The following is a 13979-nucleotide window of genomic DNA, read 5'->3' as shown; positions in this document are numbered from 1 at the left end:
TACATAGCCGGGACGGCTTCCCGCTTCTAGCTCTTGGACTTGAACAGATCCCCCAGCGCTCCCAAGCTGCCCATCGTATCGGCCACGTTGGAGGGCAGGAACACCTTGTTCGCGGGCCCTTTGGCGATTTCGCCGAGCGCCTCGAACGAACGGTACGCCAGCACCTTCTCGTCAAGCCCGGCCGCCCGAAGCAGCTCGATCCTCGCCTTCTCGGCCTCGGCCACCGCCAGAATCGCCTTCGCTTCCCCGAGAGCCTCCAATTCCTGCGCCTGCCGCAAGCCCTCCGCTTGACGAATCCGCGCCTCCTTTTCGCCTTCCGCCTTCAAGATTTTGCTCTGCTTATCCCCTTCGGAACGAAGAATCAAATCCTGCTTGGCCGCCTCCGCCTCCAGGACGATCGCGCGTTTGCTCCGCTCCGCTTTCATCTGCTTATCCATCGCTTCCTGAATGTCGCCCGGCGGTTTGATGTCGAGCACCTCGACCCGTTCGATCCGCACGCCCCACTTCTCGGTGGCTTCGTCCAAGGCCAGGCGAATGTTCGAGGAAATCCGCTCCCTGCCCGACAACGTCTCGTCCAGCTCCATGTTCCCGATGATCTGGCGGAGCGTCGCGGTCGTAATGTTGCGCACTCCGTACACGTAGTCCGATATCCCGTATGTAGCCTGCTCGGGAGCGACAATCTGGTAGAAAATAATCGTATCGATCTGCACCTGGACGTTATCCTTGGTGATGACCGTCTGCGGCGGAACGTTCGCCTGCTGAATTCTCAGGTCGTGGAATACGCGAACGTTGTCGATGAACGGAACGAGAACGTTCACGCCCGGGGTCAGCAGACGATTGAATTTCCCCAATCTTTCGACGACGCCGACCCTCTGCTGCGGCACGATCTTGATCGACAGCGCGACGACCAGCACGAGGACGACTACGATGAGCAATACGACATACATCATTCCGGCATACCTCCCGTTTTTTGAACTTTGAGCACGGTGGAGCTTCGTCCGACGATCGTCACCCGGTCGTCCGGATGAAGCTCTTCCCCGGACGTCGCGCTCCATGTCTCGGAACCGACCTTTACGATGCCGGGACGCTCCGCGGAAATCCGTTCGAGCACGACGCCTTGCTTGCCGACCAATTCCTCGTGCGCGTCGCGAAAGCCCGTTCCTCGCTTAAGCCTTCGCATCAACGGCTTGGTCAGAAGCGTAAGCGCAACCGCCGCAACGCCTCCTGCCAGCGCCTGAATCAGGTAATTTTCCGGCGCGAGCAGGGAAACGACGGATGCAACCGCGGCGCCCGCGCTCAGCCACAGCATGTAATAGGTTAACGTCAGCAGCTCGGCAATCAGCAGCAGTCCCGCCGCAATGAGCCAGATCGCCCACCACTCCATCGTCATCGCCCCTTTCTCCCCTTCTTACATATTTACGGAGGCGTCGATGCGATATGACGGCCGATTCTTTTTTTCCCAAATAAAAAAAAGACCTGCCTCGTTTAAGGCAGATCCGGGCGGGCGTATTCAGGAATGCGGCTTTCCCAGCAAGGAATTCGATTTCCTGTGCTTGACCAGTTCGGAGACGGTCACCATGCGGTAGCCGCGCTTTCTCAGCTCGGGAAGGATCGTCTGCAAAGCTTGAACCGTCTGCATCGAACCTTCGACATGGTCGTGAAACAGCACGATATCGCCGTTTCGAACGTTCTTCAGCACTCTGTCGATGATTTTGCCCGTGCCGGGAGAGCTCCAATCCTTCGTATCCTGATGCCACGACCACAACACCATCGTATAGCCGCGCTCGCGCGCGATCCGAACGACCGAATCGTTGAAAAAGCCGCCCGGAGGCCTGAACCAGGGGCTGTGCTTCCCGGTCAGGCTTACGATTTGCTTTTCCGTCCGGTTAAGCTCCTCCACCAGCCGCTCCGAACTGATCCGGTTGTTCAAATACAGATGACTGTATGTATGATTCGCGACTTCGTGGCCTTCCTCCGCCTCGCGTCTCACGACGTCCGGGAACCGGTCCATCCGTTTGCCGACTACGAAAAAGGTTGACTTCGCTTCGTTCTCCGCCAGCAGATCGAGTATTTTCGGGGTGGTGACGGGATTGGGACCGTCGTCGAACGTCAGAGCGATCAGCTTCTCTTTCATCGGCACTTCCCATACGACCTCTTCGCGTTCCTCGTAATACGCCCTCGTTTTTCTGACCGGTTGCGCCTCAAAGCCGCACGCCACCGCGACGATGAGCAGGCAAACTCCAATAAGCGTCGCCGACTTGATTACGGACATGCACTCCCTCCGCTCCTGTGCGTTACAGGGATAGTATGGAGGTTTTGCCCCGCAATTATTAGCGTCGGGAACGACCGTTGCGATCGGCGCTGCGCTCGCGAAGACAAGCGCAGCAGCCCACGACCCGCCCGGCAATCCTTCTATCGCGCCAATGCGACCGGCTGCTTCAGCTCCGCCGACCGGTAAGCGGCCAGCGCCACCTCCAACGCGCGCAGGCCGTCGGTTCCCGTAACCGAGACCGGCTTGTCTTCCGCGACGCAAGCGATAAAATGATCGATCAGCGCCTGGTCGGGATCGTCCCCCCAGAACGGCTGCGTCGTCTTCATCGTATCGTCGCTGTGCAGCGTGAAGTGTTGCCGGTACAAGTCGATTTTCGCCGTGCCTTTCGTCCCGATGATATCCAGGGTCAGATCGCCCCAGACCGGATAAGATTGCGATCTCGACCAGGATGGGTCCAGAGAAGCGATCGCGCCGTTGTCGAAAATAAACGTCAGCAGCCCGCAATCGTCGATCTCGGCCGTCTCGTAGAACAAGCGGTCCGCTTCGGCGTAAACCTCGGTCACCTCCGCGCCGGGCATGTACCATCGCATCACGTCGAGGACGTGCACGGTATGGTCCATCACCGCGCCTCCGCCCGACATGGAGCGGTCGACGAACCAGCCCCAAGGCATCGAGCCCCGGTTCGTGCCGTTCAGCGCCGCCAATTCGCCAAGCTCGCCGGAAGCGATCCGCTCCTTCATCCGCCGGGCGACCGTGCTGAAGCGGCACGGAAACGCGATCATCAGCTGCACGCCGTTGCGCTCCGCGGCTTCGATCATCGCCCTGCCGTCTTCGACCGTCGTCGCGATCGGCTTCTCGCACAGCACGTGCTTGCCCGCTTCGGCGGCCGCGATCGTATGGGCGGCGTGCTTGGCGTTCTCCGAACAGACGATCACGGCGTCGACGTCGGCCAGCAGTTCCTCAAGCCTTCCGTATTCTTTGACTCCGAATTGTTCGGCCATGCCGCGGCCGCGTTCCGCATCGTCGTCGAAAATGCCGGCCAGCTCGGCGTACGGATTTCTCTGGACCGCGTGGGCGTAAGACCAGGCATGCATATGGGCAAAACTGACGATTCCGATTTTCATCTTGCGCGCCTCCCCTTTAATCGAAATGAACGACCTGCCCGGTATCGGCGGAACGAATCGCCGCCAGAGCCAGCTCCAGCGTCAGAGCCGCTTCTTCTCCGTTCACGAGCGGTTCCGTCCCCGTTCGAATGCAATCGACGAAATGCTGCAGCTCGGCCGCGTAAGCGTCCAATGCAAGCGGACTTTCCGAGAACCTCCGGGACTGCCCGCCCTCCTCGGCGCGAAGCGCGATCCGGATCGGCTGCGTTTCGTCCGAATCCAGCGCAGCCACGCCTCCGGTTCCGGCCAGCTCGAGATACGAGCGGAAGCCGTCCGGCTGCGCCCAGCTTCCCGTCACGTGCGCGATGACGCCGCTCTTCATGCGGACGGATACGAAAGCATGCTCGCCGCGCGGCAGCCCCTGCTCCGCGGATACCGACCTGGCAAACACCCGTCTCGGTTCGCCGAACGTCCAGCGCAGCCAATCCAGATCGTGAACCGCCAGATCCAGCAGCACCCCGCCGGAACGGCTTCTGTCCGCGAACCAGGCTCCCCAGCCGGGCATCGCGCTCTCCCGGATCATTCTGACGGTTCCGATCCTGCCGAGCTTTCCTTCATCCGCCATCGTCTTCGCCATCCGATAGTCCGGGGAGAAACGAAGCGCATGGCCGACCATCAGCATGACTCCCGCCTTCCGGCACGCCTCGATCATCCGCCCGGCATCCTCCATCGTCAGGGCGATCGGCTTTTCGCACAGCACATGCAGGCCCGCTTCCGCCGCGCGGACCGCAAACTCCCTGTGCAGCCCCGTCGGCAGGCACAAGTCGACGGCATCCGGCCGCTCCGCGCGGATCAGTTCCTCCATCGAAGCGTAATACGGCACGCCGATGCGCTCCGCCAACTCGGCGGCGGCTTCCGCGCGTTCGTCGGCAATGCCGGCCAGCCGGGCTCCGCGAACCGCCGCGTAAGCTTCCGCATGCGCGCGCCCCATCATGCCCGCGCCGATCAATCCGATTTTCAACATGACCCATCGCCTCCTCGCTCGTCTTCGTAAGCTGCTCCAGCACCGACATACACTCTTCTGCCGCGCACGTAGGTTTCCAGCAGCTCCAGGCTTTCGTCCAGCACGAGGAAATCCGCGTCTTTCCCCGCTTCCAGCGTGCCCTTGCGGCTTGCCGCGCCGGCCTCCCTGGCCGGAACGGCCGTAAACGAAGGGAGGACATTCTCCAAGGTCCGCCCCGTATAGGACAGAACCCTGCGAAGCGACCCCAGCATCGTGGACGAGCTGCCGGCGAGCGTGCGGGTGCCCGACAAATAAATCTCGCCCCCGCTCGTCTCCACGGAGCCGTAAACGCCGTCCGGCAGCCCGGCCTGCGCCACGGCGTCGGTAATCACGCATACGCTACATACGCCCTTCACGTCGAATAGAAACCGGATCGCAGCCGGATGGACGTGCAGGCCGTCGGCGATCAGCTCCGTCGTCAGCGCCGGGAGCATCAATCCCGCTCCGGCCGCCCCGGGATCGCGATGGTGCAGCGGACGCATGCCGTTAAAATGATGCGTCGTACGCCGCGCGCCCCACTCTACCGCATCCAGCATCTGCTCGTAGGACGCGTCCGAATGCCCAACCGAGACCCGTATGCCCAGCGCGCACAGCCGCCGGACGAACGCTTCGCCGCCCTCCAGCTCCGGGGCCAGCGTGACGATGCGGATCGTCCCTCCCGACGTGTCGAGATACCGATCCATTTCGCCGAAATCCGGCGGATGCAGCCATTCCTCCCGAAAAGCTCCCTTGCGCGCCGGATGAAGAAACGGCCCTTCCAGATGAACGCCGATCACGTCCGCTCCTCCGGTGTTGCGCTCCTCGATGGCTCTGCGGGCATGGCGCAGCAGCTCCGACGTATCCGCTTCGGGCGCTCCCCCGGTCGTCGCCAATAGGGACGTCGTGCCGTGGGCGGCATGGTAGCGGGCGGCGCCCGCAAAATCCTCCGGCGTTCCGCGCAGCATATCCCAGCCGCCCCCGCCGTGAACGTGGACGTCGACGAACCCGGGCAGCACGAGACGGCCCTTCAGATCGACGACCCGGGCGTCTGCCGGAACCGAAACCGTTTGCCCGCCGCCTGCGTCAACAACGACGCCCGCCCCGTCGACAAGCAGGCTGCCGCCCCGAATGACCCGCGTCCCGGTATACAATGTACAGTTGCGGTAAAGCGTCTTTTCTGCCGCCATTTTCGCCCCGCTCCTCCTTAATCTTCGGGATACGCCAGATGCAAGGCGCCTAGCGGCACCGCATCCTCTCCCAAAGCGCTCTTGACGATTCGCAGCTTGCCTTCCAGCCAGGGGAACGCCGCGTCGAGCCGCTCGCGCAGCGGCCCGAACAGCCACTCTCCCGCCTCGGCCACTCCGCCTCCGATTACCACGACGTCGGGATCGAGCAGCGCGACGGCCGTGCCCAGCTTTCCTGCGAGCGTTCCGGCCACGTAACGATACAGATTCAGCGCGCGTTCATCGTTGTCCTCGCACATCCGCGATACGTCGGCGGCGCTCGGCCGGGACGGATAGCCCCCGGCATCGCCCAGCCCGGCCTGCTCGGCCAGCCGCGCGATGCCGGGAGCGGATACGACCGTCTCCAGACAGCCGGTTTTGCCGCATGCGCATGCCGTCCGAAGACCGTCGACGGAATCGTGGCCGATCTCGCCCGCCAGATAACGGCTGCCGTAGACCAGCCTGCCGTCCAGCACGACGCCCGCCGCAATGCCGGTGCCGATCGTCAGGCAGATCGCGACCCGACTGCCTTGGGCGGAGCCCGCCATCGTCTCTCCCCAAGCGAACGCCCGCACGTCGTGCTCGATGCGAACCGGCGTCCGAAGACGGGCCGCCATCCGCCCCGCCAGCTCCACCTCGCCCCATCCGAGGTTGGTCGCGTCGCGGACGATGCCCGTCTCCGGCGCGACCTGGCCCGGAACGCCGATGCCGACGGCCGTCAATCTCGCGCCGCCGGAAGGAAACAGCTCCTCCGTCGCTCGCCGCAGTTCCGTCTCCAGACGGTCCATGTATCCGGAAGGATTGCCGTAAAGCTCGCGTCGCTCTCCCAACGTGGGGAACCTGGTTTTGGCCAGCGGACGCCTCCGTTCGTCGTACAGGACGAGGACCGTGTTCGTGCCGCCGATATCGACTCCCGCGTAGACGCTCCGCATTCCCGCAGCCTCAGCCCGAAACTCGGACGGCATCGCCGGACTCGGACGAACGACGAACCGCATCGAGCATTTTTACCACTTCGAGTCCTTGTCGAACGTCGCAGATGGGCTGCCTGCGATGGAGGACACACTGCACGAAATGATCGATCTCGTCCCGGTAATAATCGTTCTCCGGAACGTCGAGACGACACTCCGCCGGAATGCGGTCGGCTTCCTTGAAGAGGAACAGCGGGTCCAGGCTGGCGCCCCCTTTGGTCCCGAACAGCTCGAGCTTCATCGCGTCGTCCTGCACGCCGTTCGCCGCCCAGCTCGCCTCCAGCGTCAGCGCGGCGCCGTTGGCGAACGTGAAATAAGCCGTGCCCATGTCCTCCACGTCGTAGACCGGATCGATCTTGTTGTCCGCGGACATCGCTTCATAAAAGCCGGAAGCTTCGGTTTGGTACGGCGCGATTTTGCGAAATAGCTTGCCCATTGCCTTGTCCGGCTTCGGCATGCCCATGAGCCACCACGCGGCGTCCAGCGCATGCACGCCGATGTCCATCATCGGGCCGCCCCCGGACAGCGCCCGGGATGTGAACCATCCGAGCGGCACGCCCCTGCGGCGAATGATCCGGGCCTTGGCGTAATAGATTTCCCCCAGCTCTCCGGCTTCTGCGATCCCCCGCAGAGCCCGAATGTCGTGGCGATGGCGGCTGCTCATGCCGACCATGACGATGTTGCCCGATTTCTCGGCCGCGAGCTTAAGCCGCTCCGCCTCCTCGGCCGTAGCCGACATCGGTTTCTCCACCAGCACGTCCAGCCCCGCCTCGAGCGCGCGGATCGCAAGCTCCGCGTGGCTGGCGTTAAACGTGCAGATGCTGACCGCGTCCAGTTCCGCAAGCCGGAACATCTCGTCCGCGGACGCGTAGGCTTTCGCTCCCCATTCTTCCGCCGCTTTGACGGCGCGTCCGGCGTCCGCGTCCGTTACCGCCGCAAGCTCCACTTGAGGATGCCGACGATAATTCGGCAGGTGAAAAATGTGGGCGATCGCTCCGATTCCGACGACGCCGACTTTGATTTTCCGCATCGAACCTTCTCCTCTCGAATGTCGAAACGTTTTTACAAATCCGATAAAAGAAAACCCCGCGCCAAGACGCTCTCTTTCTTGGCCGGGGCGACTTCTCCGGGACGTGTCCGCCGAACCCATTCGCGCGACGTTCAGTCCGACGCCGCGACGGGCTGGGCCGCGCCCGAGCTTTCCCGCACGACCAGCTCGGTCGGAATAACGATTTTGCGGGCGGGCCGCTGATCCGGGTCCAGGTCCACCGCCTGGATCAACAGCGTGACGAGCTCCTTGGCGATGTCGGGAATCGGCTGACGAACCGTCGTGAGCGCCGGCTTGAACAGCCGGGCCGAGAAAATGTCGTCGTAGCCGACGACCGCGACGTCCTCGGGGACGCGAACGCCCGCTTCCTCCATCGCCTTGATCGCGCCGAACGCGAGCAAGTCGTTGCCGCAGAACAGGGCGTCGAAGGCCGCCCCGGATTCCCGCAGCTTCATCAGCGCATTATGGCCGTCGGAGAAAGATTGCCCGTTAACCAGGCAGATCAACGATTCTTCGACATTCACCCCGTACATCATCAGAGCTTTGCGATAGCCGAATTCCCGCTCGATGGACACAGCCGGTCCCCCGATATAGGCGATGCTGCGATGTCCCAATTGGATCAGATGCTCGACCGCGGAGAAGGAGCCGAACAGGTGGTCCCCGACGACGCAGCTAAAGCCGCTGATCGCCGGATCGAGCGTGACGACCGGAATGCCCGATTGGCGCAAAATGTCGACCTGGTCCTGGGTCGCGCCCTGCGTGTACGGAAACGAACAGTAGATGATGCCGTCCACGCGCCGTTCGATGTACATTTTCAAATAGGCGGATTCCTTGTCCACCTCGCTGTCCGTCGAACAAATCAGCGTCGTATAGCCCATCGACCACAGCTCGTTCTGAATCACTTCCGACATGAGCGCCCAATATTCGTTGGATAGCTGCGGGACGATCAGGCCGATCGTCTTCGTCTTCTTGTTGATCATCGTTCGCGCGACATGGTCGGGGCGGAATTGCAGCTTGTCGACCGCCTGCTGCACCTTGCGCAGCGTTTGCTTGCTGACTCTGTCCCGGCCGTTGATGACCCGCGATACGGTGGAGATCGAGACGCCCGCCTCCTTGGCCACTTCCTTGATGGTCGCTTTCATGTTCTCCCAACTTCTTTCTTCATTGTGACTCACTGTGCATAAAAACGTTTTTATTCATTCTTTTCACCATAGCACCAAGCCATCGTATCGTCAATATCCTAATGCAACAATAAACTTATTTGGGTGCTTTTGGAGAATTCCTGTCGACCAGCATCGCGCCTGTCAACGGGCCGAGCTTCAGCGAAAGGCGGCCGTCCCGCACCGTATACTCTCCGCCGTTCAGGCGATCCTCGAACACCGTTCCGTCCGGGGCGAAGCCCGCCACGTCCAGTTGTACGTCCTGCTCCCGGCTGCGGTCCTTGTTGACGGCAACGACGGCCCGGCCGTTATGCTCGGCTATCTCCAGCCTGGAGCCGGTGGCGTAATTATAAATATATTCGCTTCTGCCCAGCGCGTCGGTCTGCCCTTGAATCGAGCGCCCGAACGCATAGACGGAGCTGCCGGCTTCGGCAAAGAGCGGAACGAGCTCGCCCGTCTTCAGTACCTGGTAATCGTCGCGAATCCCCGCGATCTTGGCAATGGCGGCCCACAGCGGATTGTCCGGCGTCGCCTTCTCCCAGTTCATCTGCTTGCGGTTGTCGGGATCGCCTTGGCCCGGGTGTCCGGCTTCGTCGCCGTAGTAGATCGTCGGAGAGCCCGGGTACCCCATCTGCAGAATCGTGGCCAGCATGAGCCGGCGCTCCGCCAACTCGTCGCGCTCCCGGATCAGCTCGTCCAGTTGCTCTTGCGAAGCGAAGCCTTCCTTGACGAAGTCGTCCAAGTACAGCACGCTCCGCACGTCGCGGCTGATGTCCAGCTCCATGGCGACCCAATCGCGGACGCCCGGGTAGAGCGGACGGTTGCGTTCGAGGTAGCCGAACACGGTCAGAATCCGGGGCACGTCGTGGTTGCCGAAGGCGTTAAGCAGGGCGAACGACGTTTCCTTCGGGTATTTCTCGTAAAATGTCATGAGCTCCCGGTTCAGCTCGAAGGCGTCGATCGGCTGCCATTGCTCCATCGCGTTCGATCCGCCGAAATCGTATCGCGACTGGTACGGTTCGTCCAGGATGAACGAGATCGCCGCGCTGCGGAACAAATAATTTTGCGTCGAATCGAACGTGCCGTTAATGAAATCGGAGGTGGAATCCTCCCAGTTCTCCGCAATCATGACCGGCTCTCCGTTCGGCCACTCCGGAGCGTTCTCCCCCTTGATCGAGTCGCGGAACGCATTCCAGAAATCGCTGTTGATCTGCGGCGAGACGTCCAGCCTCCAGCCGCTCGAGCCGTTCTCGATCCACTGTCGCGACAGCGCGTCCGGCCCTCCCAAAATCTGTTCGGCGAAGCCTTCCAGGTTCAGATGGCTGCCCTCCGGCGTATTCAGCTGCACGAAATTCGGGATTCCTTCCCACATCTCGTAGGAGCCGTCGTCGTGAATCGTGAACCAATGATCGTAAGGCGACACGATGTCCCGCGAACCGGCCAATATCGCTTCGTAATAGGCCTTCCCCCTGAAATCCAGCGGGTGCGCCTCGCCGAAATACGCGTTGCCGAACCAATCGCGGTAGATTCGCTCGGCCGCTTCGTTGCCTTCCCGCACGCCCCTCAGCACCCAAGCCTCGTAAGCGCCCAATTCCTCGCCGTATTTTTTACCGTATTGATTAAAATACTTGCTGTCGTTGCTGACATGGTTAAAGGTGCCGTCGAGCACGATAAACATGCCGCGCCGCTTGGCCTCCGCCGCGAGGCGCTTAAAATCCTCCTCCGTGCCGAAGCGGGGATCGATCCGGTCGTAATCGGCCGTATCGTATTTATGCGAGCTGAGGGAGTAAAATATCGGATTCAAATAGAGCGTCTTGACCCCCAGAGCTTGCAGGTAGTCCAGCTTCTGCTCGATGCCCCGCAAATCCCCGCCGTACGTCTCGTTAAACCAGTTTTCGTCCCAGCCCCACTCCTCCGACAATCTGGCATACTCCTCGGCATTGACCGAATTATACCGCGAATCCTCGTATCGGTCGTAGGCTTCCCATTCGGGGTATTGAAGCTCGGCGTCCGCGTAAAAGAAAGGAACGGCGCGATCGTTGGACGGATCCCCGTTGCGGAACCGGTCGGGCAAAATCTGATACGTGACGGACAGCTTCAGCCAATCCGGCGTCCGGTAGCCTTCGATATAGGACACCAGCGTGTATTCGTCTCCCGCGCCTTGAGCGTCGTAGGCTTCCCCGGGGCCGGACGCCGCGGAATAATAGACGCTTTCGGAGCCGCGAACGGCCTCGAAAGCGTAGCGGGTTTCGCCGATTTCCCCAAAGACGCGCTTCGCCTCGTAATAGTCGTAAGCTTCGTCGGACGAGATTTTGTCCATCGGCACGGCTTCTCCGTCCAGCAGCAGCGACACCCGGTCGACATCGTCCTTGGCCGTGCGGAACGCGAGCGTCACCTCCGTCCCCTGCTCGACCGCGCCGAACGGGCTGCGATAGCGCAGGTCCCAGCTGTCGTGCAGCAGCGCCTCCTTGCGGATTCCGGCCGCTGCGGCCGTCTCCTCTTGGGAAGGCGGCGGGGTCGAGTCCGGTGAATTCTCCGGTTCGCCGCTGCTGCCTCCGCGGGTCGCGAAGACCGCGATCAAGACCAGGATAACGGCCGCGGCCGCAGTGGCCGCGACGATCGCGCGCTTGCCGCGGAACGCCGTTAAGCCCTTCATAGTCCCGCGTCGCGGAGAATTCTCGGATCCGTGAAAATATCCGATTCGTCGCGGCTCATGCTGGAAAATTCCGATACGACGGCGCCTTCGTCCCCGGCCTGGAACCAATGCAGCGTATTCGGAGGAATCGTGTATTGCTCTCCGGGATTCAGCTCGATTTCATGAAAGACGGTATAGTAGGCTTCACTGCCCGCCGGCGGCTTGGCGCGGGGAGCCGCGGTCGCGGGCCCTTCCACGTAAAGCAGCACCCGGCCCGCCCGGCAGCGGAACGTCTCCTGCTTGCCGGGATTGTCCGCCCCCAGGGGCGGATGCCGGTGCTCGGGGCAGGTCTGCCGGGGGAACAGCACCAGATCCTTGGCGCAATAGCGCTCCGAATTGACATAGGTGATCAGCTGCAAGCCGCTGACGGCAAGCTCTCCCAGTCCCATATCGGCGACTTCCACGTTGGCTTTCTCTTCGGCCGTCAGTACGATGCCCGCCTTCTCGAGCTGGAGAATCGTCCGTTGACGGGCTTCCTCCCGTTCGATCGTTGTCATGATCCGTTTCCTCCTTTTCTGCGGTAAAACCGTTCCTTTTCTCTTTTCCATAGAGCCCGCATAGCCCCCTGGAACCCCATTCCGCAGGGCCTCATCCCCTTGCGAATTCTGCCGCCGCTTCCGCGGCCAGCCGGGAGAAGCGCTCGGCCATCCAGCGATTCAGCTCCCACGGATCGGCGACCGGCTGCCTCGTGTAGGGTAATGTCGGCAAATATCCGGGCGGCCCGAACTCCGGCGTAAAAGTGATCTCCGTCGCGCCCCGGGCGAGCAGTCCTTGGACGATCCGCTTCCACCAGCGTTCGTGCGCCTCCAGTTCCTGCGCGTATTCCGGCGCGCGGGGATCGGACACCTGCGGGCCTTCGCGATGCCCGACGCGGCCGTGAATATGAATCGTGCGGACGCATGCCGCAGCCATCCGCTCCTCGTGCTCCTCGAGCAGCGATTCGGTCACGCAGCACCAATGGCTGAAATCGGCGGTCAGCTTCAGTCCCTCAAGCTTGCGAAGCAGTTCGGCCGTATGCCACGGCGTATAGAGCGCCCTTCCCCGGTGCGTCTCATGAGCGACGGGGATACCGATTCGCGCCTCCGTCTCCAGCGCCCGCTCGAAATACGCCAGGCTCTCCTCCGGCGAACCGCTGTCCTTGCCGCTCTGCGAGACGATCAGCGCCGGCTCGAAAGCCGCCGCCCGCTCGACCTGCCGCTCGAACGAGCGCGCGTGATCGGGTCCGTCGGTCAGCACCTGCGCGATGTACGCCAGCCGGTGCTCCCGCAGCAGCCCGCGAAACAGCGGCTCTTGCTCCGGAACGGGAAGCGGACATTCGATGCCCCGGTAGCCGGCCTCCGCGATCCGCTCGAACGTGCGTCCGATATCGCGATCCATGCGAACGGAGAGAGGCGAGCCCTCGAATCCGACGTATTCCCACAACGACTTGTACGTCTTGATCTCCGGCCGTCCGCTCATGGGGACTCCGCCGTCAGGCACTCTACCAGCACGTACAGCGGCATCGACGGAATCGTCACCATCAAATAACCGTCCTCGTAACGGCACTCCGCTCCCAGCTCCCGCCCGTCCAGCGTATGCAGCGCCAGCCCTTCCACCGGACGGTCGACCCGCAGCCGGAACGTCACACGCTCGATCGGTACGACCCGGTCCTGCTCCCGGTGGAACTGGTAGTTCACCAGATGCACCGCCGTCCGCCCGTCCGTCAGCCGGTGCGGGTTCAGCCCGATATCCGGGCGCCCTTCCACCTCAAGCTGGAACCTGCGATCCGGCAGCACTTCGCGTATGGAACCGACAAATCCCCACAGCTTCTCCGCCGGGTCGCACACCTTCGTTCCCGGATGCGCCAATATCCGCTCCGCCAGCGCCGCATCGCCCATCTCGTTCGCCAGCCGGCCGTACACGACCACCTTGCCGCCCTTCTCCAGATAGTCCAGCACGACCCGCAGCTGCTCGGACGTCATTTTGTTGTTGTCGGGCAGCACGAGGCATTTGTACTTGCTCAGACTCGCCAGGTCGAACGTATCTTGGAACAGCTCTCCGTCGGACGAGATCAAGACGTCGAACGGCACGTGCTGCCGGCTCATCTCCTTGATGATGTCCCAGAACGGCATCACCACGTCCTTGTTTACCGTGGACGACAGCATCGTCGCCTGATTCGGATCGTTCTCCACCGCGTCGTTCTCCCGGTAATAGTAGCTCGGGTAGCTGTAGTTGACGACGACCTCCGCTCCCGACACGTCGGAGATCAGATGCGCGTTGCGCTTCAGGAATTGCTGCACCGCCATCGTCGGTGCCTTCGGCGCATAGAACGCGTCGCGGATCGTGTTGCCCATCCAGCCCCCGTACGGCACCGACAGGTTGCAGCCGTAGGTCGTCGCCTCCAGCAGCATCAGCTGGAACTGCTCGGCCATCCGCCCGGCGCGCAGGTTCTCCAGCAGCTCGGGCACGACGCCGCCGTACGGATTTTC

At 62.3% G+C, this 13979-nt stretch carries 13 protein-coding genes; all 13 read right to left on the bottom strand.

The genetic code is table 11. The features are described 5' to 3' along the window. Positions 1 to 26 precede the first annotated feature (26 nt). The gene (locus tag ACFFT4_RS32435) at positions 27 to 950 is read right to left on the bottom strand and encodes an SPFH domain-containing protein (RefSeq protein WP_378053511.1); all 924 of its coding nucleotides are present in this window, start codon (positions 948 to 950) and stop codon (positions 27 to 29) included. Then, entirely contained in the window at positions 947 to 1390 is a 444-nt protein-coding gene (locus ACFFT4_RS32430; protein ID WP_378053509.1) for an NfeD family protein, read from the bottom strand. The genes ACFFT4_RS32435 and ACFFT4_RS32430 overlap by 4 nt, the downstream gene beginning before the upstream one ends. 120 nt (positions 1391 to 1510) lie before the next feature. Continuing rightward, positions 1511 to 2272, bottom strand: coding sequence for a polysaccharide deacetylase family protein (locus tag ACFFT4_RS32425; RefSeq protein ID WP_378053507.1), 762 nt, complete (start codon positions 2270 to 2272; stop codon positions 1511 to 1513). A gap of 140 nt (positions 2273 to 2412) precedes the next feature. Then, positions 2413 to 3396: a Gfo/Idh/MocA family protein gene (locus ACFFT4_RS32420; RefSeq protein WP_378053505.1), complete on the bottom strand. Its 984-nt coding sequence runs from the start codon at positions 3394 to 3396 to the stop codon at positions 2413 to 2415. Between the two features lie 16 nt (positions 3397 to 3412). Continuing rightward, positions 3413 to 4399, bottom strand: a complete 987-nt coding sequence (locus ACFFT4_RS32415) for a Gfo/Idh/MocA family protein (RefSeq protein ID WP_378053503.1) — start codon at positions 4397 to 4399, stop codon at positions 3413 to 3415. Beyond that, entirely contained in the window at positions 4393 to 5604 is a 1212-nt protein-coding gene (nagA, locus tag ACFFT4_RS32410) for an N-acetylglucosamine-6-phosphate deacetylase (protein ID WP_378053501.1), read from the bottom strand. Before nagA ends, ACFFT4_RS32415 begins: the two co-directional genes overlap by 7 nt. 17 nt (positions 5605 to 5621) lie before the next feature. Continuing rightward, complete coding sequence (locus ACFFT4_RS32405) at positions 5622 to 6572, bottom strand: ROK family protein (protein ID WP_378053499.1); 951 nt, start codon at positions 6570 to 6572, stop codon at positions 5622 to 5624. A gap of 10 nt (positions 6573 to 6582) precedes the next feature. Beyond that, on the bottom strand, positions 6583 to 7638 hold the full coding sequence (locus ACFFT4_RS32400; RefSeq protein WP_378053497.1) for a Gfo/Idh/MocA family protein: 1056 nt from the start codon (positions 7636 to 7638) through the stop codon (positions 6583 to 6585). A 131-nt stretch (positions 7639 to 7769) separates the two neighbouring features. Beyond that, positions 7770 to 8798: a LacI family DNA-binding transcriptional regulator gene (locus tag ACFFT4_RS32395; protein ID WP_378053495.1), complete on the bottom strand. Its 1029-nt coding sequence runs from the start codon at positions 8796 to 8798 to the stop codon at positions 7770 to 7772. 115 nt (positions 8799 to 8913) lie between these two features. Beyond that, positions 8914 to 11472 carry a glycoside hydrolase family 13 protein gene (locus ACFFT4_RS32390; RefSeq protein WP_378053493.1) on the bottom strand — a complete coding sequence of 853 codons (2559 nt, stop codon included), beginning with the start codon at positions 11470 to 11472 and terminating at the stop codon, positions 8914 to 8916. Beyond that, positions 11469 to 12008: a D-lyxose/D-mannose family sugar isomerase gene (locus tag ACFFT4_RS32385; RefSeq protein ID WP_378053491.1), complete on the bottom strand. Its 540-nt coding sequence runs from the start codon at positions 12006 to 12008 to the stop codon at positions 11469 to 11471. The genes ACFFT4_RS32390 and ACFFT4_RS32385 overlap by 4 nt, the downstream gene beginning before the upstream one ends. Positions 12009 to 12099: 91 nt before the next feature. Next, complete coding sequence (locus ACFFT4_RS32380; protein WP_378053489.1) at positions 12100 to 12969, bottom strand: sugar phosphate isomerase/epimerase family protein; 870 nt, start codon at positions 12967 to 12969, stop codon at positions 12100 to 12102. Next, positions 12966 to 13979: type 1 glutamine amidotransferase family protein (locus tag ACFFT4_RS32375; RefSeq protein WP_378053487.1), on the bottom strand; the 1014-nt coding region annotated here is incomplete at its 5' end. The genes ACFFT4_RS32375 and ACFFT4_RS32380, both read right to left, overlap by 4 nt.

The organism is Cohnella cellulosilytica (genome assembly GCF_042431195.1).
Classification (GTDB): domain Bacteria; phylum Bacillota; class Bacilli; order Paenibacillales; family Paenibacillaceae; genus Cohnella; species Cohnella cellulosilytica.
The sequence above is the reverse complement of the archived record's forward strand: the minus strand, read 5'-3'. Positions and strand labels throughout refer to the sequence as shown.